Origin of the sequence: Stenotrophomonas sp. 1278 (genome assembly GCF_029892765.1) — a bacterium.
Taxonomy (GTDB): Bacteria; Pseudomonadota; Gammaproteobacteria; order Xanthomonadales; family Xanthomonadaceae; genus Stenotrophomonas; species Stenotrophomonas indicatrix.
In genome coordinates this window covers 133,550-153,694 of record NZ_JARXWD010000004.1, presented here as the reverse complement: position 1 = coordinate 153,694, position 20,145 = coordinate 133,550, and the positions used below count along the sequence as shown (strand labels likewise).

Annotated in this window: 19 protein-coding genes; 14 read left to right on the top strand and 5 right to left on the bottom strand. The window is 67.1% G+C overall.

All coding sequences use genetic code 11. The annotated features are described in order from the left end of the window. Positions 1-235: 235 nt before the first annotated feature. Complete coding sequence (locus M2299_RS06045) at positions 236-715, bottom strand: tRNA (cytidine(34)-2'-O)-methyltransferase (RefSeq protein WP_032978095.1); 480 nt, start codon at positions 713-715, stop codon at positions 236-238. A gap of 70 nt (positions 716-785) precedes the next feature. Next, entirely contained in the window at positions 786-1,262 is a 477-nt protein-coding gene (locus M2299_RS06040; RefSeq protein WP_025875859.1) for a hypothetical protein, read from the bottom strand. 405 nt (positions 1,263-1,667) lie between these two features. Here M2299_RS06040 and M2299_RS06035 point away from each other — a divergent pair, with 405 nt between their 5' ends. The 4 genes from M2299_RS06035 to M2299_RS06020 all read left to right on the top strand — a co-directional run bounded on the left by M2299_RS06035 (position 1,668) and on the right by M2299_RS06020 (position 7,165). Beyond that, a complete protein-coding gene (locus tag M2299_RS06035; RefSeq protein WP_099786267.1) occupies positions 1,668-4,517 on the top strand; it encodes a pitrilysin family protein in 2,850 nt (949 codons plus the stop codon). 195 nt (positions 4,518-4,712) lie between these two features. Further along, positions 4,713-5,030 (top strand): DUF4156 domain-containing protein, encoded by a 318-nt coding sequence (locus tag M2299_RS06030; RefSeq protein ID WP_025875855.1) that lies wholly within the window; start codon positions 4,713-4,715, stop codon positions 5,028-5,030. A gap of 102 nt (positions 5,031-5,132) precedes the next feature. Beyond that, positions 5,133-6,149: a 3-oxoacyl-ACP synthase III gene (locus M2299_RS06025; protein WP_025875853.1), complete on the top strand. Its 1,017-nt coding sequence runs from the start codon at positions 5,133-5,135 to the stop codon at positions 6,147-6,149. 125 nt (positions 6,150-6,274) lie between these two features. Then, positions 6,275-7,165, top strand: coding sequence for an alpha/beta fold hydrolase (locus tag M2299_RS06020; protein WP_280884049.1), 891 nt, complete (start codon positions 6,275-6,277; stop codon positions 7,163-7,165). A 100-nt stretch (positions 7,166-7,265) separates the two neighbouring features. On the opposite strand, the gene M2299_RS06015 is transcribed toward M2299_RS06020, so the two are convergent. Continuing rightward, positions 7,266-7,691 (bottom strand): YkgJ family cysteine cluster protein, encoded by a 426-nt coding sequence (locus M2299_RS06015; protein WP_025875849.1) that lies wholly within the window; start codon positions 7,689-7,691, stop codon positions 7,266-7,268. Between the two features lie 102 nt (positions 7,692-7,793). Here M2299_RS06015 and oleC point away from each other — a divergent pair, with 102 nt between their 5' ends. From oleC to M2299_RS06000, 3 genes are all read left to right on the top strand, one after another. Further along, positions 7,794-9,452, top strand: coding sequence for an olefin beta-lactone synthetase (gene oleC / locus M2299_RS06010; protein ID WP_080150330.1), 1,659 nt, complete (start codon positions 7,794-7,796; stop codon positions 9,450-9,452). Continuing rightward, the gene (gene oleD / locus M2299_RS06005; protein WP_280884048.1) at positions 9,449-10,435 is read left to right on the top strand and encodes a 2-alkyl-3-oxoalkanoate reductase; all 987 of its coding nucleotides are present in this window, start codon (positions 9,449-9,451) and stop codon (positions 10,433-10,435) included. The genes oleC and oleD overlap by 4 nt, the downstream gene beginning before the upstream one ends. A 121-nt stretch (positions 10,436-10,556) precedes the next feature. Continuing rightward, a complete protein-coding gene (locus M2299_RS06000) occupies positions 10,557-10,712 on the top strand; it encodes a DUF1328 domain-containing protein (protein ID WP_025875842.1) in 156 nt (51 codons plus the stop codon). Between the two features lie 85 nt (positions 10,713-10,797). Here M2299_RS06000 and ddlA read toward each other — a convergent pair whose 3' ends face one another. Further along, positions 10,798-11,895, bottom strand: a complete 1,098-nt coding sequence (ddlA, locus tag M2299_RS05995; RefSeq protein WP_025875840.1) for a D-alanine--D-alanine ligase — start codon at positions 11,893-11,895, stop codon at positions 10,798-10,800. A 404-nt stretch (positions 11,896-12,299) separates the two neighbouring features. Here ddlA and M2299_RS05990 point away from each other — a divergent pair, with 404 nt between their 5' ends. From M2299_RS05990 to M2299_RS05975, 4 genes are all read left to right on the top strand, one after another. Then, complete coding sequence (locus tag M2299_RS05990) at positions 12,300-12,935, top strand: SCP2 sterol-binding domain-containing protein (protein ID WP_025875838.1); 636 nt, start codon at positions 12,300-12,302, stop codon at positions 12,933-12,935. Next, positions 12,932-14,587: a ubiquinone biosynthesis regulatory protein kinase UbiB gene (gene ubiB, locus M2299_RS05985; protein ID WP_280884047.1), complete on the top strand. Its 1,656-nt coding sequence runs from the start codon at positions 12,932-12,934 to the stop codon at positions 14,585-14,587. Before M2299_RS05990 ends, ubiB begins: the two co-directional genes overlap by 4 nt. Next, positions 14,584-15,171 carry a class I SAM-dependent methyltransferase gene (locus tag M2299_RS05980; RefSeq protein WP_032978317.1) on the top strand — a complete coding sequence of 196 codons (588 nt, stop codon included), beginning with the start codon at positions 14,584-14,586 and terminating at the stop codon, positions 15,169-15,171. The genes ubiB and M2299_RS05980 overlap by 4 nt, the downstream gene beginning before the upstream one ends. A 146-nt stretch (positions 15,172-15,317) precedes the next feature. Beyond that, positions 15,318-16,055, top strand: coding sequence for a pseudouridine synthase (locus M2299_RS05975; protein ID WP_248148378.1), 738 nt, complete (start codon positions 15,318-15,320; stop codon positions 16,053-16,055). A gap of 84 nt (positions 16,056-16,139) precedes the next feature. On the opposite strand, the gene M2299_RS05970 is transcribed toward M2299_RS05975, so the two are convergent. After that, positions 16,140-16,658 carry a DUF2059 domain-containing protein gene (locus M2299_RS05970; protein ID WP_032978115.1) on the bottom strand — a complete coding sequence of 173 codons (519 nt, stop codon included), beginning with the start codon at positions 16,656-16,658 and terminating at the stop codon, positions 16,140-16,142. A 134-nt stretch (positions 16,659-16,792) separates the two neighbouring features. Between M2299_RS05970 and arfB the strand changes: the two genes are divergently transcribed. The 3 genes from arfB (at position 16,793) to dcp (ending at position 20,099) form a co-directional block, all read left to right on the top strand. Beyond that, entirely contained in the window at positions 16,793-17,224 is a 432-nt protein-coding gene (arfB, locus tag M2299_RS05965) for an alternative ribosome rescue aminoacyl-tRNA hydrolase ArfB (RefSeq protein WP_025875829.1), read from the top strand. Positions 17,225-17,228: 4 nt separating this feature from the next. Then, positions 17,229-17,831, top strand: a complete 603-nt coding sequence (locus tag M2299_RS05960) for a lysophospholipid acyltransferase family protein (protein WP_025875827.1) — start codon at positions 17,229-17,231, stop codon at positions 17,829-17,831. Between the two features lie 111 nt (positions 17,832-17,942). Further along, positions 17,943-20,099, top strand: coding sequence for a peptidyl-dipeptidase Dcp (dcp, locus tag M2299_RS05955; protein WP_025875824.1), 2,157 nt, complete (start codon positions 17,943-17,945; stop codon positions 20,097-20,099). Positions 20,100-20,145: the final 46 nt, after the last annotated feature.

The window sequence follows — 20,145 nt, the reverse complement described above, 5'->3', positions numbered from 1 at the left end:
GGGGAACAGCCATCCACGCATGGCGTGGATCTACTGAGCGGCTGTTGGGTCCGCCTTGAAGCGAGCCGAGCACCGCAGGGTACCGGTGTGCAGCACCGGCTCGCGGATGGCGGCGCGTTTCTTTGGTTACTTTCTTGATGGCGCACATCCATGTGCGCCACCCTACGGGCCGGCTACGCCGTTCCGCGCTGCTCCTGCAGCGCGGTGCGCGAGCAAAGAAAGTGACAAACGCGAACTACGCCCCGCCGGCAAACCCATGCTGGCGCCACGCCTCGTACATCACCACCGCAACGGTGTTGGACAGGTTGAGGCTGCGATTGTCCGGCCGCATCGGCAGGCGCAGCCGGCGACCATCGGGCAGGGCATCAAGCACGTCCTGCGGCAGGCCACGACTTTCCGGGCCGAACAGGAAGGCATCACCGTCGTCGAACGCCACGCTGTCATAGCGGACGCTGGCACGCGTACTCAGGGCGAACAACCGCTTCGGTGCGATCCGCGCCAGCGCAGTGTCCAGGTCCGGATGCACCTGCAGGCGCGAGTACTCGTGGTAGTCCAGGCCGGCGCGCTTGAGCTGCTTGTCTTCCAGTGCGAAGCCGAGCGGCTCGACCAGGTGCAGCTGCGCGCCGGTGTTGGCGCAGAGCCGGATCACATTGCCCGTGTTGGGCGGGATTTCCGGTTGGAACAGGATCACGTGGAACTGGGGCGCGGCATTCATCGGCGCAGTGTACCTGCGACGGCGGCCGCCTTTACGACGCACGCCCCGCGCGGGGCAGGGCGGACGTCGCTTACGGGCGCAGCAGGACCTGGGCGGTTTCGGCAGCGAAGGCCTGCAGCTGGGCGGCGCTCGGACGCACCTGCAGGGCCGGCAGGTTGACGATCACCTGGTTGGCGACGCTGGTGGCGGCCGCTGCCAGGGTGGCGGCGTAGCGCTGGGCTTCCTGCTCGGCAGCCAGGGCGACACGCTGCTCCAAGCTCGGGCGCACTTCAACCGAGGCCAGGGTGGTGATCGGCAGCGCGGCGGCGACCGGGCTGGCGATGAAGCCGTCGCGCTCGGCCAGCTGGTCGACGCTGGGGCGCACTTCGACAGTGGCCAGGGTCGGGATGCCGCTGGCCTGTTCCCAGGCCTGCTGGACCAGCTGGTCGGCGGCCGGGCGGACCTGCACGGTGGACAGGGTCTTGATGGATTCGGAGGCCTGCACCGACGAAACAACCGCGGTGCCGGCGATCAGGGCGATGGCGATGGCAATGGTCTTGGCGTTCATGACGGGGCCTGTTTAGTGTTGGTGAGCAGTGGTGTGGTAGTAAGGTAGAACACCAGTTCTGGGGATGCAAGCGGAATTTTCGATTTCCTGCTTTTGTTCAGTCTTCAGTCAGCTTTCGTCTGAAGCCCTTCCTGGCGCAGGAAGTACAAAGCAATCCCCGTGCCAACTTTTAGTCGTTGATTCATAAGGGTTTTATGGCTCGCCGAAAGTGTCCGCAGGGCGGACACCTGTCCATTCGGGTGGCTGCGGACACTGTCCGGACGTGAATCACCGCCGTTCGTGACCCGCGAACGGCCAATCACGAAGGCCGATGGGGCCGATCACCCCCAGTGACTGGTGGCCGATACCGGTGGCCGCACGCCCGCGCTAGGATCGGGATTCACCTTCGTGACCAAGGACCCGGATATGTCGCTCACCCTGCGCCCGCGCGCCGCGCTGCTCGCTGTTGCTCTCAGTACTGCTCTCGGCACGCTCGCGCCGACCTACGCGCTGGCGGCCAAGCCGGCCGCGACCAGCAAGGTCGATATCCCGTTCGAGCAGTTCACCCTGCCCAACGGCCTGCGCGTGGTGGTGCATACCGATCGCAAGGCACCGATCGTTGCGGTCAACATCTGGTACCACGTCGGCAGCAAGGACGAGCCCGCCGGTCGCACCGGCTTCGCGCATCTGTTTGAACACCTGATGTTCCAGAGCAGCGAGAACCACGACGGCGAGTACTTCGAACCCTTCAAGCAGGTGGGTGCGACCGGCCAGAACGGCACCACCAATACCGACCGCACCAACTATTTCGAGAACGTGCCGACCACCGCGCTGGACATGGCGCTGTGGATGGAATCGGACCGCATGGGCCATCTGGTGGGCGCGATCGACCAGGCTGCGCTCGACGAACAGCGTGGCGTGGTGCAGAACGAGAAGCGCCAGGGCGAGAACCAGCCCTATGGCCAGGTGTGGGAACAGCTCAACCGCGCGCTGTATCCGGTGGGCCACCCGTACCACCACAGCGTGATCGGCTCGATGAATGATCTCAACGCCGCCTCGCTGGACGACGTCAAGACCTGGTTCCGCACCTGGTACGGCCCGAACAACGCGGTACTGGTGCTGGCCGGTGACATCGACCTGGCCACCGCCAAGGAAAAGGCCGCCAAGTACTTCGGCAGCATCCCGGCCGGCCCGACCATGGCGCAGCCGAAGGTGGATGTGGCCAAGCGGCCGGCCGACACCCGCGAGGTGATGACCGACAAGGTGCCGCAGGCACGCATCTACCGCGCCTGGAACGTGGCGCAGGTCGGCACCACCGACGTCGACCAGCTGCAGCTGCTGGCCTATGTGCTCGGCGGCGCCAAGTCTTCGCGCCTGAGCCAGCGCCTGCAGCACCAGGACAAGCTGGTGGACAACATCAGCGCCGGCGCCTATGCCTCGCAGCTCGGTTCCAACTTCATGGTGATGGCCACGGTGAAGCAGGGCCAGGATCCGGCCAAGGTCGAAAAGATCATCGATGAGGAAATCGAGCGCCTGCTCAAGGAGGGCCCGACCGCCGAAGAACTGGCACGCGCCAAGACCGGCTCGCGCGCGGCGTTCATCCGCGGCATCGAGCGCATCGGCGGCTTCGGTGGCAAGGCCGATGCGCTGGCCGAGTGCACGGTCTACACCGGCGACCCGGGCTGCTTCCGCACCTCGCTGGCCAACATCGACAAGGCCACCGCTGCCGACCTCAAGCGCTTGGGCGCGCAGTGGCTGGACAAGGGCAGCCACACCCTGGTGGTCGAGCCGGGTGAACGCGTGGCGCTGAAGGAAGACCCCTCGCAGGCGCCGAAGCCGTTCAACGTGCCGGCGGTCGACAGCAGGTACAGCACCCTGCCCGAGCAGGTGGACCGCAAGGCCGGCGTGCCGCAGACCCGCGAGTTCCCGCAGCTGAAGTTCCCGGCCCTGCAGCGCGCCACGCTGAAGAACGGCACCCAGGTGGTGCTGGCTGAGCGCCACGAGATTCCGGTGGTGCAGTTCAGCTACCAGTTCCCGGGTGGCTTCACCGCCGACCAGGGCCGCAAGCCGGGCACCGCCAACTTCACCATGAGCCTGATGACCGAAGGCGCCGGCAAGCTCGGCTCGCTGGCCTTCGCCGATGCAGCCGATGCGCTGGGTGCGGATCTCGATGCGTCCGCAGGCCTGGATTCGGTGGATGTGGAACTGTCCGCGCTGAAGGAGAACCTGGTGCCGTCGCTGGCGCTGTATGCCAGCCTGCTGCGCGAGCCGCGCTTCGAGCAGAGCGAGATCGACCGTGTCAAGGCGACCTGGATCGCCGGCATCCAGCAGGAGAAGGTCAACCCGGGTGCGGTAGCGATGCGCGTGCTGCCGCCGCTGCTGTACGGCAAGGGCCACCCGTACGCGATCCCGTTCACCGGCAGCGGTGACGAAGCGGCGATCAGCAGCCTGGGCCGCGAGGACCTGGTCGACTTCCACCGCGACTGGCTGCGCCCGCAGGACGGCACCCTGATCGTGGTTGGCGATACCACCCTGGCCGAGATCGTGCCGCTGCTGGACAAGCAGCTGGGCGACTGGAAGGCCACCGGTGATGCGCCGACGATCAAGGCCACCACCGCCGTGGCGCTGCCGAAGAGCCCGCGCGTGTTCCTGATCGACCAGCCGGGCGCGGTGCAGGCCAACCTGTTCGCCGGCCAGGTCGTGCCGCCGTCCAGCGATGCCAGCTCGACCCGTTTCGACATCGCCAACGGCGTGATCGGTGGTGACTTCACTTCGCGCCTGAACATGAACCTGCGCGAGGACAAGCACTGGTCCTACGGTGCCCGCACCAGCGCCAGCAACACCGTGGGCCAGCGCCCGTGGATGGCGATGGCACCGGTGCAGATCGACAAGACCGGCCCGGCCATGGCGGAAATGCGCAAGGAGATCGCCGAGTTCGCCAACGGCAGCAAGCCGGCGACCGACGCGGAAGTGGCGCGCATCCGCAACATCCAGACGCTGAGCCTGCCCGGCGCCTACGAGACCGCCAGCGCGGTGGCCTCGACCATCGGCACGATCGTGCAGTTCAAGCGTCCGGACGACTACGTGCTGCGCCGTAAGGCCGAGATCGAAGCGATGACCCCGGCACAGGTGCAGCAGGCGGCAGCGGAGATCAAGCCGCAGGCGCTGACCTGGGTGGTGGTGGGCGACCTCAAGCAGACCGAAGCGGCCGTGCGCGCCTTGAACCTGGGCGAAGTGACCGTGATCGATGCCGAAGGCAACCCGGTCAAGAAGTAAGGGATGTGCCTGCCCGCTCCGGCGGGCAGGCCTCTGGTGGTAGTGCCGGGCCGCGCCCGGCGAGCGCGCAGCGCGGCATCTGGACGCCTTCGAAGAACCGCCGGGCATGCCCCGGCGCTACCGCGGCCCTCTCCGGCTATCCCTGATTCAGACGGTTCAGGCACACTCCTGACATTCCCTTCCAGGATCCTGCCCATGCGCGTTCTGCTGCTGTCGTCCCTGTTGCTCACCGTCACCGCCTGCACCTGGGTGCCGATCGAACCGGCCGGCAAGGCGACCCGCGTGCTGCCAGCAGGCCCGGTACCGGCCGGCTGCATCTCCAAGGGCGAAGTAGTGGTGACCGTGAAGAGCAAGGTCGGCTTCTACAACCGCAACCCGCTGCGCGTGCAGGAAGAGCTGGAAACCCTGGCCCGCAACGAGGCCCCGACCACCGGCGCCAACGCCGTGCAGGCCGCTGCGGCCCCTGCCGATGGCAGCCAGCGCTTCGCCGCCTTCCAGTGCCCGCCGCGCTGAATCCTTCACCATACGGCCAAGGCTGAATTCGTAAAGATGCGGTGAAGGCCCGGGGGGTTATAGAATAGCGCCCCCTTTGCCTGAGCCTTGGCGCTAACCTCGATGCTCTTCAAGAATGTCTCGATTGCCGGCCTGGCTCACGTTGATGCGCCGCACACGCTGACGACCAAGGAAATCAACGAACGCCTGCAGCCGACGCTGGATCGCCTTGGTATCCGTACCGACGTCCTCGGCGACATCGCCGGCATCCACGCGCGCCGCCTGTGGGACAACGGCGTCCTGGCGTCCGATGCGGCCACCATGGCTGGCCGCAAGGCGCTGGAAGACGCAGGCATCGATGCGACGCAGGTGGGCCTGTTGATCAACACCTCGGTCAGCCGTGACTACCTGGAGCCGTCCACCGCTTCCATCGTGTCCGGCAACCTCGGTGTCAGCGACGAGTGCATGACCTTCGACGTCGCCAATGCCTGCCTGGCCTTCATCAACGGCATGGACATCGCTGCGCGCATGCTTGAGCGCGGTGAGATCGACTATGCGCTGGTGGTGGATGGCGAGACCGCCAACCTGGTGTACGAAAAGACCCTGGAGCGGATGACCGCGCCGGACGTCACCGCTGACGACTTCCGCAACGAGCTGGCGGCGCTGACCACCGGTTCCGGTGCAGCCGCGATGGTGATGGCCCGTTCGGAGCTGGTGCCCGACGCGCCGCGCTACAAGGGTGGCGTGACCCGCTCGGCCACCGAGTGGAACCAGCTGTGCCTGGGCAACCTGGACCGCATGGTCACCGACACCCGCATGCTGCTGATCGAGGGCATCAAGCTGGCCCAGAAGACCTTCACCGCCGCCAAGATCGCACTGGGCTGGGCCGTGGAAGAGCTGGACCAGTTCGTCATCCACCAGGTCAGCCAGCCGCACACCGCGGCGTTCATCAAGAATTTCGGCATCGACCCGAAGAAGGTCATGACCATCTTCGGCGAGCACGGCAACATCGGTCCGGCCTCGGTGCCGATCGTGCTGAGCAAGCTCAAGCAGCTGGGCAAGCTGAAGAAGGGCGACCGCATCGCGCTTCTGGGCATCGGCTCGGGCCTGAACTGCTCGATGGCCGAAGTGGTCTGGTAAAAAAGTCACCGCTGACCTGCTGCGCGCCGTCCGCACGTGCCAGCCAATCGCTCGCGACGGACAGCGATGATGTTTCCAAGTGTCCAAGGGCCGGTTCTACCGGCCCTTTCTACAGGTGCGATCCGATGTCCCAGCTTCCCGGTTACCCCGCCCACCCGCAGCGTTTCGAGGTCCGCCCCGGCCTGTCGATGAACTATCTCGACGAAGGCCCGCGCGACGGCGAAGTGGTGGTGATGGTGCACGGCAACCCGTCGTGGAGCTATTACTGGCGCACGCTGGTGGCCGGCCTGTCGGACAGGTACCGCTGCATCGTGCCGGACCATATCGGCATGGGCCTGTCGGACAAGCCTGACGACAGCCGCTACGAGTACACGCTGCAGTCGCGGGTGGATGATCTGGATGCGCTGCTGAAGCATCTGGGCATCACCGGCCCGGTGACGCTGGCCGTGCACGACTGGGGCGGCATGATCGGTTTCGGCTGGGCGCTGTCGCACCACGACCAGGTCAAACGCCTGGTGGTGCTCAACACCGCCGCGTTCCCGATGCCGGCGGCCAAGAAGATGCCGTGGCAGATTGCGCTGGGCCGGCACTGGAAGGTCGGCGAGTGGATCATCCGCACCTTCAATGCGTTCTCCTCCGGTGCCTCGTGGCTGGGCGTGGAGCGGAAGATGCCCGCCGATGTGCGCCGCGCCTACGTGTCGCCGTACAACAGCTACGCCAACCGCATCAGCACCATCCGCTTCATGCAGGACATTCCGCTGTCGCCGGCCGACAAGGCGTGGTCACTGCTGGAGCGCGCCGGCAAGGCGCTGCCGTCGTTCGCCGATCGTCCGGCCTTCCTCGGCTGGGGCCTGCGTGATTTCGTGTTCGACCACCACTTCCTGAAGGGCTTCCAGGCGGCGTTGCCGAAGGCGCAGGTGCATGCCTTCGAGGATGCCGGCCACTACGTGCTGGAAGACAAGCATGAAGTGCTGGTGCCGGAGATCCGGGCGTTCCTGGACGCGAACCCGATCTGATCGGTTCCAGGGTCGGATCCCGGTAGTGCCGGCCGCTGGCCGGCAAGCGCGCAATGCGCGCCGGGTTCATGAAGTTGCCGGCCAGCGGCCGGCACTACCACTACGCGGCGATCGGCGCCTGTGGCGAGGGGCTGTTGCCGTTGTCGTCCGGGTGGTCGTCGTCGTTGTCCGCGCCGTCGCGCCAGCGCCAGTCGGCCAGGGTCAGCGGATCCAGCCCATAGGCGATGCGGGCCTTGTCGCACTGCGGGCTGGCCTTGCCGTACTCCCACGATGCATCCACCTCGCGGCACACGCTGGGGCGGTTGGGGTGGATCGTGCAGCGCGAATAGACGCCGATCTGCGCGTCCAGCGCCACGCAGCGCACCGGCTTGGAATGGGTGCCGCGCATGCACAGGCGGTGCGGGTCGAGCACCTCGGTGAGCTGGTGCGGCACGCCGCCGGGGGTGACCTCGTCCGATTCCATCCAGTGGAAGGCCACGCGGTACTGGGTGCAGCAGGCGCCGCAGGTCATGCAGGGATGTTGCATGGGCAAGCCGCCTCGGGCGGCATCGGGAAAGGGACGAGGATGCGGATTTTCCACGCTGGCGGCCGCCGCGCAAGAAATTCCGTAAGCGGCGACAATGAACGGATGAACCGATCCTGCAACATCGCCGCGCGGCTGCCCGAGCTGGCGCGTGAACGCCCCGACCAGATCGCCATCCGCTGCCCCGGGCGGCGCGGCGCCGGCAACGGCATGGCGGCCTACGACGTGACCCTGGATTACCGCCAGCTGGACGCCCGCAGCGATGCGATGGCGGCCGGCCTGGCCGGTTACGGTATCGGCCGCGGGGTGCGCACGGTGGTGATGGTGCGGCCGTCGCCGGAGTTCTTCCTGTTGATGTTCGCCCTGTTCAAGCTGGGCGCGGTGCCGGTGCTGGTCGATCCGGGCATCGACAAGCGCGCGCTGAAGCAGTGCCTGGACGAGGCACAGCCGCAGGCCTTCATCGGCATCCCGCTGGCCCACGTGGCGCGGCTGGCGCTGCGCTGGGCGCCTTCGGCGACCCGCCTGGTGACCGTCGGCCGCCGCCTGGGCTGGGGCGGTACCACGCTGGCCGCGTTGGAGCGTGCCGGCGCCAACAGTGGCCCGATGCTGGCCGACACCGATGGCGAGGACACGGCGGCGATCCTGTTCACCAGCGGCTCCACCGGCGTGCCCAAGGGCGTGGTCTACCGCCACCGCCACTTCGTCGGCCAGATCGAGCTGCTGGGCAGCGCCTTCGGCATGGAGGCGGGCGGGGTGGACCTGCCGACCTTCCCGCCGTTTGCGCTGTTCGATCCGGCGCTGGGCCTGACCTCGGTGATTCCGGACATGGACCCGACCCGGCCGGCCCAGGCCGACCCGGCGCGCCTGCATGACGCCATCCAGCGTTTCGGCGTGACCCAGCTGTTTGGCTCGCCTGCGTTGATGCGGGTGCTGGCGCGGCACGGGCGGCCGTTGCCGACGGTGACCCGGGTGACCTCGGCCGGTGCGCCGGTGCCGCCGGACGTGGTTGCCACCATCCGCAGCCTGCTGCCGGCCGATGCCCAGTTCTGGACACCGTATGGGGCCACCGAGTGCCTGCCGGTGGCGGTGGTCGAGGGGCGCGAGCTGGAGCGTACGCGCGCGGCCACCGAGGGCGGTGCCGGCACCTGCGTCGGCAGCGTGGTCGCACCGAACGAGGTGCGCATCATCGCCATCGACGATGCGCCGCTGCCGGACTGGTCGCAGGCGCGCGTGCTGGCCGTGGGCGAGATCGGTGAGATCACCGTGGCCGGGCCGACCGCCACCGACAGTTATTTCAACCGTCCGCAGGCGACGGCGGCGGCGAAGATCAGCGAAACCCTGGCCGATGGCAGCGTCCGCATCGTGCATCGCATGGGCGATGTCGGCTACTTCGATGCGCAGGGACGGCTGTGGTTCTGTGGCCGCAAGACCCATCGCGTGGAAACCGCCCACGGACCGCTGTACACCGAACAGGTCGAGCCGGTGTTCAACACCGTACCCGGCGTGGCACGCACTGCGCTGGTGGGCGTCGGCGCGGCCGGTGCGCAGGTGCCGGTGCTGTGCGTGGAGCTGCAGCGTGGCCAGTCCGACAGCCCTGCTCTGCGCGAGGCGCTGCATGCCACGGCCGCTGCGCGTCTGCCCGAGATGAAGCTGGAACACGTGCTGATGCATCCGGCATTCCCCGTCGATATCCGTCACAACGCCAAGATCGGCCGCGAGAAGCTCGCCGTCTGGGCCCGCGCCGAACTGGAGAAGCGCGCATGAAGATCCTGGTCACCGGTGGTGGTGGTTTCCTTGGCCAGGCGCTGTGCCGTGGCCTGGTCGAACGTGGCCACCAGGTGCTGGCATTCAACCGCAGCCACTACCCGGAACTGCAGGCGCTGGGCGTGGGCCAGATCCGCGGTGACCTGGCCGATCCGCAGGCGGTGCTGCATGCGGTGGCCGGCGTCGATGCGGTGTTCCACAACGGTGCCAAGGCGGGTGCGTGGGGCAGCTACGACAGCTACCACCAGGCCAACGTGGTCGGCACCGACAACGTCATCGCCGCCTGCCGTGCGCATGGCATCGGCAGGCTGGTCTATACCTCCACGCCCAGCGTGACTCACCGTGCCACGCACCCGGTGGAAGGACTGGGTGCGGACGAAGTGCCGTATGGCGAGGATTTCCAGGCGCCCTACGCGGCGACCAAGGCGATTGCCGAACAGCGCGTGCTGGCGGCCAATGACGCGAGCCTGGCAACCGTGGCGTTGCGTCCGCGGTTGATCTGGGGCCCGGGCGACCAGCAGCTGGTGCCACGCTTGGCCGATCGTGCACGTGCTGGCCGTTTGCGCCTGGTGGGCGACGGCAACAACAAGGTCGATACCACGTACATCGACAACGCCGCGCTGGCGCATTTCCTCGCCTTCCAGGCGCTGGCACCGGGTGCGGCCTGCGCCGGCAAGGCGTACTTCATTTCAAATGGCGAACCGCTGCCGATGCGCGAGCTGGTCAACAAGCTGCTGCAGGCGGTGGGCGCTCCAACCGTGGACAAGGCGATCAGCTTCAAGACGGCGTATCGGATCGGCGCGATCTGCGAGCGGCTGTGGCCGCTGCTGCGCCTGCGTGGCGAGCCGCCGCTGACGCGCTTCCTGGCCGAGCAGCTGTGCACGCCGCACTGGTACAGCATGGAGCCAGCGCGCCGTGATTTCGGCTACGTGCCGCAGGTCAGCATCGAAGAAGGGCTGCGACGGCTGAAGGCCGCATCATGACGGCGGCATCACCGCGCTGAAGCCTTCATTACGCGCAGAGATCGCCATCACCGGTTGCACACCGGCAGATGCGCAGGATGGACACAACGCCACCCACGGCCGACCACCTGCGAGGAGCACCATGCTGCATTACGCCGTCATCTTCTTTGTCATCGCCATCATCGCCGCCGTGCTCGGCTTCTCCGGCATCGCCGGTGCCGCCAGCAATATCGCCTGGATCCTGTTCGTGGTGTTCCTGGTGCTGGCGGTGATCTCGATGTTCCGCAAGCGCACATGACCGCTTGAGCAGTAGTGCCGGCCGCTGGCCGGCAACCTCGATTACCCGGGGTTGCCGACCGGCGGCCGGCACTGCCGAAGCGCGGTCAGCGCACCGCGCTGTGCAATCGGCGATCGGCGTCGTGCCGTTCCATCGCCAGTTCGATCAGGCGCGTGATCAGCGCCGTGTAGCCCACGCCACTGGCGCCCCACAGCTTCGGATACATGCTGATGCGGGTGAAGCCGGGGAGCGTGTTGACCTCGTTGATGACGATCCGACCATCCGCGGTCAGGAACACATCTACGCGCGCCATGCCGGCGCATTCCAGTACCTGGTACGCCTGAAGCGCGATGTCCTGGATACGCGCCTGCGTCGCCGCGTCGATCGCGGCCGGCACCACCACTTCGGCGCCATCTTCGTTGATGTACTTGGTGTCGTAGGCGTAGAACTCGTCGTGCAGCACCACCTCGCCACAGATGCTGGCCTGCGGCTGCTCGTTGCCGAGCACCGCGCATTCGATCTCGCGGCCGACCACGGCCGATTCCACCAGAACCTTGTGGTCGTAGCGCAGCGCAGTCTGCAATGCCTCGGCGAAACCGTCGGCGTCCTTGACCTTGCTCACGCCCACCGATGAGCCCTGGTTGGCCGGCTTCACGAACAGCGGCAGGCCGAGTGCCGCGATCAGGGCATCGACATCGACCGTATCGGCTTCATGGCGGCGGATGCAGACCCACGGCGCCACCTGCAGGCCGGCATCGCGCAGCAGGCGCTTGGTTACATCCTTGTCCATGGCTACCGCCGAACCCAGTACCGGCGAGCCGACGAAGGGCAGGTTGGCCATGCGCAGCAGGCCCTGCAGCGCACCGTCCTCGCCCAGCGGACCGTGCACGATCGGCAGCACCACATCGATCTGCCCCAGCGCGCTGCCCGCATCGGTCGGTTGCAGCTGGGCCTGCTCGGTGCCGGGCAGAACCGCCAGCGCGGTCCCGGAAGGATGCAGGGCGATGCGCGCCGGATCCTCGGCATTGAGCAGGAACGTGTCCGGCTGGCTCAGGTGCCACTGGCCCTGCTTGTCGATGCCGATCAGCACCGGTTCGAAGCGCTCGCGGTCGAGCGCGTCGAGAATGTTCTTCGCCGACTGCAGCGAAACTTCGTGTTCGGAAGACCTGCCACCGAAGATGATGCCAACCCGTGTCCGTGCCATGGAAATGCGATGTCCTGTGCGTTGCGTGGCTCCATAGCATGAACCTTCATCGGCCTTCCGCGTGAGGCACAGATGAACCAGAAATCCCTTCGCACGCGTCAATTGCGCATGCCCTGATCTACCGTGTCGACCAAGGTCGACACCTCCTGAGGTTGCCGGCCAGCGGCCGGCACTACCGCAAATGGCTACCGGAAACCTGTCGAAGGCGGGGTGGTGTGGGTTTGCGGGGTGTGAGCCGCATGGATGCGGCGACCAAGCCCCCAAGGACGGGTTCACGGCGGCCCCGCAGACCCACACCGCCCTGCCTCCCCACAGGACGTCGGCTTTTGATGTTGCCGTTGCGTCTGCGGGTGCCGGGCGGCAGCCCGGCCCAAGCCCCCCACCCACGCAGGTAGAATGCGCACATGGCTCTTTCCCTGCTCAAGTCCCTCAAGCCGGTCGCTGGCCGTGCCCTGCAGATCGCCCTGAACCGCGCGCTGGCGCTGGATCCGGATACCCGCCACGCACTGGCCAGCCTCGACGGTCGCCATATCGACCTGACCCTGGACGCGCCGCCGCTGGCAATGCGCATCAGCGTCGACGGTGACCAGTTGCGTGTCGGCCCGGTGGATGCGCAGGAAGCCGACCTGGCCGTGCGCAGCAGCCTGGCCGGCGTGCTGGCACAGCTGCCGCTGCTGGCGCGTGCCCGCCAGGGCGCTGACAACGGCAAGGGGCGCGTACGCGTGGCCGGCGATGCCGAGCTGGCGCGCCGCCTGCAGCAGCTGGCCAAGGGCTTCGATCCGGACTGGCAGCAGCCGTTCGTCAGCGTGTTCGGCGACGTGCTGGGCGTGCAGGTGGCCAACACCCTGCGCAGCGCCCTGCAGCATGCCCGCCAGGGTGCGATCGACCTCGCCCATAGCGCCGCTGAATTCATCACCGAGGAATCGCGCGACGTGGTGCCACGTGCCGAGCTGGATGCCTTCCACGATGACGTGGACGTGCTGCGCGACGATGTCGAGCGCCTCGGCGCACGCGTGCAGCGCCTGCGGGGTGCCGCATGAAGGCGCTGCTGCGGGCCAGCCGCATCGGCCGGGTGATCCTGCGTTACCGCCTTGACGACCTGCTGCAGGGCACCCCGGCCGAGCGCTGGCTGCGCCTGGCCAAGCCGTTCGTGCCGCGCGCTTCAGCCGACATCGCGGCACAGTCGCGGGGTGCGCGCCTGCGCCTGGCGCTGCAGGACCTGGGGCCGATCTTCGTCAAGTTCGGGCAGATCCTGTCGACCCGCCGCGACCTGGTGCCGCCGGACGTGGCCAATGAGCTGACCCTGCTGCAGGACCGGGTCAAGCCCTTCGACGGCGACGTGGCGCGCCGCATCGTCGAGGAAGCGCTGGGCCTGCCGGTCAGCGAAGCCTTCGCCAGTTTCGATACAGAACCGCTGGCCTCGGCGTCGATCGCGCAGGTGCACGCGGCCACCCTGGCCGACGGCCGCCAGGTGGTGGTCAAAGTGCTGCGCCCGGGCATCGAAAAACAGATCGACGCTGACATCGCCCTGCTCAACTCGTTGGCAACGCTGGTCGAGCGCACCCATCCGCGCGCCGACAAGATCCGCCCGCGCGAAGTGGTGGCCGAGGTGGAGAACACCCTGGCCGCCGAGCTGGACCTGCAGCGCGAAGGCGCCAATGCCAGCGTGCTGCGCCGCTTCTGGGAGAACTCCGACGACCTGTACGTACCGGAAGTGATCTGGAGCCATACCGCCGAGCGTGCACTGACCCTTGAGCGCGTATGGGGCATTCCTTCCGACGACATCGCCGCGCTGGACAAGGCCGGCATCGACCGCAAGGCGCTGGCCGCCAAGGGCGTGCGGGTGTTCTACACCCAGGTGTTCCGCGACAACTTCTTCCATGCCGACGCGCACGCCGGCAACATCTGGGTCGACATCGATCCGATGCGCCGCGACAACCCGCGCTTCATCGCGCTGGACTTCGGCATCATGGGCCAGCTCTCGCAGGAAGATCAGTACTACCTGGCCGAGAATTTCATGGCCATCTTCAACCGCGACTACCGCCGCATCGCCGAACTGCACGTGCAGGCGCGCTGGATGCCCGACAACGTGCGCATCGATGATCTGGAAGCGGCAGTGCGTTCGGTGTGCGAGCCGTACTTCACCCGCCCGCTGTCGCAGATCTCGCTGGCCGAAGTGCTGATGAAGCTGTTCCGCGTGGCCCAGCGCTACCAGCTGACCCTGCAGCCGCAGTTGATCCTGCTGCAGAAGACCCTGCTCAACATCGAGGGCGTCGGCCGCCAGCTGGACCCGCAGATCGATATCTGGGCCGTGGCCAAGCCGGTGCTGGCGAAGATCCTGCGCGAGCGCTACAGCCCGCGTCGCGTGGTGCGCGAGATCGGCAAGCGCCTGCCGGAAATCATGACCCATGCGCCGGACATGCCGCGCCTGGTGCACGCCTGGCTGACCCAGCAGGTGGAAGGTCGCCATGAGCTGGCGATGCGCTCGCGCGATCTGGTTGCGCTGGATGCCAGTGTGCAGCGCCTGCAGAAGCATGCGGTCGGTGCGATCACCGGCGTCGGCCTGCTGGCGATCGCCGCATTGATGTACGTGCTGCAGCCGCCGGGCTGGTACTGGGGCGACGTGCCGGCGTGGAGCTGGGTGTCCGGTGCGGTTGGAGCGTTCGCACTGGCGCGTGCGTGGTGGCGATGATGGATGCGCTGAGCGCGCTCAAACAGGAGCTCGCGCAGTTCGGCAGCGACAACGATGCGTGCGAAACCGAGCGCGGTCGGCGCATGCTCAACATCACCGCCGACACCGGTGAACTGCTGTCGGTGCTGGTGCGTTTCGGCAACGCCCGCCGCGTGCTGGAGATCGGTACGTCCAACGGTTATTCCACGCTGTGGCTGGCCGAAGCGGCGGCCGCGATCGATGGCCAGGTGACCACGCTGGAGCTCGCTGCCGACAAGGTGGCGATGGCCCGCGCGAATTTCGCCCGCAGTGGATTGGGCGAGCGCATCAACCTGGTCCACGGTGATGCCGGTCAGTGGCTGGCGCAGGCCGAGCAGGGCTGCATCGACCTGCTGTTCCTGGATTCGGATCGCGGGCAGTACGCGGGCTGGTGGCCGCAGCTGCGTCGGGTACTGCGCCCCGGCGGCCTGCTGGTGGTCGACAACGCCACCTCGCATGCCGGTGAGATGGCGCCGCTGCGCGCCCTGCTGGCCGCCGATGCGGCGTTCACCACCAGCCTGGTGCCGGTGGGCAATGGCGAACTGCTGGCGCTGCGCAACACCTGACCGGGCGTCACCCCGGTAGCGCGGGTCGCTGGCCTGGTGCGGTAGTGCCGGCCGCTGGCCGGCAACCGCAGTCATCGGGCGACCTCGACGTTGCCGGCCAGCGGCCGGCACTACCCTGTTCAGCGCGTCATCCGGATAATCGCGCGGTGAGTACCGAACCTGACACCCTCGCCGCGGTCGAGACTGAAACCGCGCCCCTGCAGCTGCTGCACCTGGATGAACGGCTGGCCGTGGTCAACAAGCCGGCCGGGCTGATGGTCCATGACAGCAAGCTGGCCCGTGGCGAAGATGATTTCCTCGCCGATCGCCTGCGCGAGCAGCTGGGCCGGCCGATCTTCCTGGTCCATCGCTTGGATCGCGCCACCAGCGGCTGCCTGTTGCTGGCCTTCGACCGTGATACGGCCAGTGCGCTGGGCAAGTCGTTGATGGGCGGCGAGGTGAGCAAGGATTACCTGGCCATCTGCCGCGGCTGGCCGGCCGAGGAGGCCTGGCAGGTCGACCACGATCTGGATGGCGGTCCCGGCAAGCCGGTGAAGAAGCCGGCGGTCACCGACTTCCAGCGCCTGGCTACCGGCGAACTGTCGGTACCGGTGGGCGAGTTCACCAGCTCGCGCTATGCACTGCTGCGCTGCCAGCCGCTGACCGGGCGCTTCCGGCAGATCCGCCGCCATCTCAAGCACCTGTCACATCACCTGATCGGCGATACCAGCCATGGTGATGGCCGGCACAACCGCAACTTCCGCATGCAGGGTGTGCACCGCATGCTGCTGCACGCCGAGCGCCTGCGCTTTCCGCATCCGGATGGTGGCACGGTGGATGTGCGCGCGCCGGTCGACGGTGAATTCCAGAAGGCGTTGGACCTGTTCGGCTGGCACGTTCCGTAGCGGTAGCACCGGGCCATGCCCGGCGGCTTCGTCGATGAAGCGGCCGCGCTTCGCGCTCGCCGGGCATGGCCCGGCGCTACCGTCTTACTTCTTTTCCGGCTCGTTGACGATCGCTTCCAGATCCTTCTGCAGATCGGCGAACAGCGGCTGCATGCGCGTCTGGATCGCCACCATCACGTTCTGCATCAGCGCCGGGGTCTTGTCGAGCAGGCTCTGGCCGGCCGGGCTCTCGTAGAACTCGGCCATGGCCAGCACGTCTTCCTTGCTGAAGGTCTTCTTGTACAGGTCCACGTACATCGGCCGCAGCTGCTGCCACGACAGTGCCTGGCGCAGGGTCTGGCTGGTACGGGCCTGGATGCGCTGCAGCTGTTCCTGCTGCTGGGCGTTGAGCTTGCGCTGTGCGGCGACCTGCTGGAACTGCTGCTGCTGCATCGCTTCGATCTGCGGCAGCATGGTGTCGATCATGCTCTGCGCACGCGAGGCCGACAGCAGGCGGTTGATGTCGCCATCGGTGGGGGCTGCGGCCAGCACCGGCGCGCTTGCTGCGGCCAGCACCAGCAGCAGGGTCGCGCGGCGCAACAGGGAGGGAACGAAGCGGATCATGCGGAGCGTCCTGCAGTACACGGGATGGCAAGCATACCCCCGGCAAAGGCGAAGGCGGCGTGTTCGGTGCCTGATCGGCGGCATACGGGGCGTGATGGCAGCCACGGCAACGCGGCTGCCGCTACAATGCGCGGATGGGCAGTGGACCGGTCATCATCAGCGCGCAGCTTGAAATCCCCGACGGCGAGATCGTCGAGCGTTTCGTGCGTGCCAGTGGTGCCGGCGGCCAGAACGTCAACAAGGTCTCCACCGCGGTGGAACTGCGTTTCGACGTGGCCGGCTCGCCCTCGTTGCCCGAGCCGCTGCGCGAGCGCCTGTTGGCGCGGCGCGACCGGCGCATGACCGGCGAAGGCGTGCTGGTCATCGACGCGCAACGTTTCCGCACCCAGGATCGCAATCGCGAGGATGCGCGCGAGCGGCTGGCGGCCTTCATCCAGGCCGGGCTGAGCGTGCCCAAACCACGCAAGGCCACCAAGCCGACCTTCGGGTCGAAACTGCGTCGTCTGGACGCCAAACGCGGGCGCGCGCAGATCAAGCGCGGGCGCTCATCACGTGACTGGGAGTGATTGCTTGAACAACCCGACGCCGTTGCTGCCGGCCATTCCGCCGAACATGCCGCAGGTCAAGCCCAACCGTTTCCTGCGCTGGCTGGCGCGCTGCACGCTGCGCATGGGCGGCTGGAAAGTGACCGGTACGCTGCCGAACGTTCCCAGGCTGGTCTTCATCATCGCTCCGCATTCGTCCAACTGGGACGGGCTGTGGGGCATGGCCGCCAAGATCGCACTGGGCATGAAAGTGAAAGTGCTGGGCAAGGCCTCGCTGTTCTGGTGGCCACTGGGCCCGCTGCTGCACAAGCTGGGCGTGATCCCGCTGGATCGCAGCTCGCCGCAGGGCACTGTCGGCCAGGCCGTGGACCTGCTGCGCAACAACGAGAAGATGTGGTTCGCCATCACCCCCGAGGGCACCCGCAAGGCCGTGAAGGACTGGAAGGCCGGCTTCCTGAAGATTGCGCGGATGGCCGACGTGCCGATCCTGGCCGCGTATTTCCACTACCCGGAAAAGACCATCGGCATCGGTCCGCTGTTCACGCCGACCGGCGATGATGCCGCAGACATGGCGACCATCCGCGAGTTCTACCGGCCCTGGATCGGCAAGACCCGCGGCACGGTCTGAGCCAGCCGCCGCCGGCAGCGTAGACGCCACGTCCGGCACATGCCGGGCGCCCGTGACAGGAGTAGGGTGGACGGCTGCCATCCCGTACCGTCTGCCCAAGGAGCGTTTTACATGTCGCGTACCGTAGTCCTGGCCGCCGCCATCAGCCTGGCGCTGGCGGCCTGTTCCGGCAAGGAGTCCACCCCCGTGTCCGAAGCCCAGAATGCACCGGCCCAGCAGCCGGCCGAAGCCTCCACCAATCCGCTGCTGACCGCCAGCAGCCTGCCGTTCCAGGCACCGCCGTTCGACAAGATCAAGGACAGCGATTACCTGCCGGCCTTCGAAGAAGGCATGCGCCAGCATCTGGCCGACGTGCGCAAGATCGCCGACAGCGCCGAGCCGGCCACCTTCGACAACACCATCGTGGCGATGGAGCGCAGCGGCGAGACCCTGACCCGCGTGTCGCGCATCTTCTTCGGCCTGGTCCAGGCCGACACCAACGATGCCCGCCAGAAGATCCAGGAAGAAGTGGCGCCGAAGCTGGCCGCGCACCAGGACGAGATCAACCTCGATCCGAAGCTGTTCGCGCGCGTGAAGTCGCTGTACGACCAGCGCGAGACGCTGGGCCTGGATCCGGTGCAGAAGCGCCTGGTCGAGCATTACTACGACGGCCTGGTGCGCGCCGGCGCGCAGCTGTCCGACGCCGACAAGGCGAGCCTGCGCAAGCTCAACGTAGAAGAAACCACGCTGTCCACCCAGTTCCACACCCGCCTGGTGGCTGCAACCGCCGCTGCTGCGGTCGTGGTGGACGACAAGGCCAAGCTGGCCGGCCTGGACGAGGGCGCGGTCAACAATGCCGCCGCCGCCGCCAAGGACCGCAAGCTGGATGGCAAGTTCCTGCTGCCGCTGCAGAACACCACCCAGCAGCCGGTGCTCGGTTCGCTGACCGACCGCGACCAGCGCGCCGCCGTGCTGAAGGCTTCGGAAACCCGTGCCGAGCGTGGCGATGCCAACGACACCCGGCAGACCGTGCAGCGCCTGGCCCAGCTGCGTGCGCAGAAGGCCAAACTGCTCGGCTTCGACACCTTCGCCGACTACCAGCTGGGCGACCAGATGGCCAAGACCCCGGCGGCCGCACTGAAGTTGCTGACCGACACCGTGCCTGCCGCCACCGCCAAGGCGCGTGCCGAAGCCGGTGAGATCCAGAAGGTGATCGACGCCCAGAAGGGTGGTTTCCAGGTGGCCGCCTCGGATTGGGATTTCTACGCCGAGCAGGTGCGCAAGGCCAAGTACGATCTGGACGAGTCGCAGATCAAGCCGTACTTCGAGCTGGACAACGTGCTGCAGAACGGCGTCTTCTACGCCGCCACCCAGCTGTACGGCATCACCTTCAAGCCGCGCACCGACATTCCGACCTACAACCCGGACATGAAGGTGTACGAAGTGTTCGACAAGGACGGCACCTCGCTGGCCCTGTTCTACACCGACTACTTCAAGCGTGACAGCAAGTCCGGTGGCGCCTGGATGGACGTGTTCGTCGAACAGGACGGCCTGACCGGTGCCAAGCCGGTGGTCTACAACGTCTGCAACTTCACCAAGCCGGCCGCCGGCCAGCCTGCGCTGATCAGCTTCGACGACGTCACCACGATGTTCCATGAGTTCGGCCATGCACTGCATGGCATGTTCTCGAACGTGAAGTACCCGTCGATCGCCGGCACCGCCACCTCGCGCGATTTCGTCGAGTTCCCCTCGCAGTTCAACGAACACTGGGCGCTGGACCCGAAGGTGTTCGCCAACTACGCCAAGCACTACAAGACCGGCGAAGCGATGCCGCAGGAACTGGTCGACAAGATCCTCAAGGCGCGCAGCTTCAACCAGGGTTATGCGACCACCGAGTACCTGTCGGCGGCACTGCTCGACCTGGCCTGGCACACGCAGAAGGCCGATGCCCCGCTGCAGGACGTCGGCGCCTTCGAAGCGAGCGCGCTGAAGAAGTTCAAGGTCGACCTGCCGCAGGTGCCGCCGCGTTACCGCACCACCTACTTCGACCACATCTGGGGTGGCGGTTACTCGGCCGGCTACTACGCCTACTTCTGGGCGGAAGTGCTGGACCATGACGCCTACCAGTGGTTCACCGAACACGGTGGCCTGACCGCCGCCAACGGCCAGGAATTCCGCGACAAGATCCTCTCGCGCGGCAACAGCGTGGAGCTGTCGACCCTGTACCGCGATTTCCGCGGCAAGGACCCGTCGGTGGAGCCGCTGCTGAAGTTCCGCGGCTTGAAGTAAGCGCGGCCTGAAGTACGAAAGAAAAAACGGCGGGGGCAACCCCGCC

Excerpts from the sequence above, each read along its gene's own strand:
- M2299_RS06045 (WP_032978095.1), bottom strand. The coding sequence starts at position 715 with ATGAATGCCGCGCCCCAGTTCCACGTGATCCTGTTCCAACCGGAAATC.
- M2299_RS06015 (WP_025875849.1), bottom strand. The coding sequence starts at position 7,691 with ATGCAACATCCCTGCATGACCTGCGGCGCCTGCTGCACCCAGTACCGC.
- ubiB (WP_280884047.1), top strand. The coding sequence starts at position 12,932 with ATGAAGGCGCTGCTGCGGGCCAGCCGCATCGGCCGGGTGATCCTGCGT.
- oleD (WP_280884048.1), top strand. The coding sequence starts at position 9,449 with ATGAAGATCCTGGTCACCGGTGGTGGTGGTTTCCTTGGCCAGGCGCTG.
- M2299_RS05980 (WP_032978317.1), top strand. The coding sequence starts at position 14,584 with ATGATGGATGCGCTGAGCGCGCTCAAACAGGAGCTCGCGCAGTTCGGC.
- dcp (WP_025875824.1), top strand. The coding sequence starts at position 17,943 with ATGTCGCGTACCGTAGTCCTGGCCGCCGCCATCAGCCTGGCGCTGGCG.
- M2299_RS06020 (WP_280884049.1), top strand. The coding sequence starts at position 6,275 with ATGTCCCAGCTTCCCGGTTACCCCGCCCACCCGCAGCGTTTCGAGGTC.
- M2299_RS05990 (WP_025875838.1), top strand. The coding sequence starts at position 12,300 with ATGGCTCTTTCCCTGCTCAAGTCCCTCAAGCCGGTCGCTGGCCGTGCC.
- arfB (WP_025875829.1), top strand. The coding sequence starts at position 16,793 with ATGGGCAGTGGACCGGTCATCATCAGCGCGCAGCTTGAAATCCCCGAC.
- M2299_RS06025 (WP_025875853.1), top strand. The coding sequence starts at position 5,133 with ATGCTCTTCAAGAATGTCTCGATTGCCGGCCTGGCTCACGTTGATGCG.
- oleC (WP_080150330.1), top strand. The coding sequence starts at position 7,794 with ATGAACCGATCCTGCAACATCGCCGCGCGGCTGCCCGAGCTGGCGCGT.
- M2299_RS06040 (WP_025875859.1), bottom strand. The coding sequence starts at position 1,262 with ATGAACGCCAAGACCATTGCCATCGCCATCGCCCTGATCGCCGGCACC.
- M2299_RS06000 (WP_025875842.1), top strand. The coding sequence starts at position 10,557 with ATGCTGCATTACGCCGTCATCTTCTTTGTCATCGCCATCATCGCCGCC.
- M2299_RS05970 (WP_032978115.1), bottom strand. The coding sequence starts at position 16,658 with ATGATCCGCTTCGTTCCCTCCCTGTTGCGCCGCGCGACCCTGCTGCTG.
- M2299_RS06035 (WP_099786267.1), top strand. The coding sequence starts at position 1,668 with ATGTCGCTCACCCTGCGCCCGCGCGCCGCGCTGCTCGCTGTTGCTCTC.
- ddlA (WP_025875840.1), bottom strand. The coding sequence starts at position 11,895 with ATGGCACGGACACGGGTTGGCATCATCTTCGGTGGCAGGTCTTCCGAA.
- M2299_RS06030 (WP_025875855.1), top strand. The coding sequence starts at position 4,713 with ATGCGCGTTCTGCTGCTGTCGTCCCTGTTGCTCACCGTCACCGCCTGC.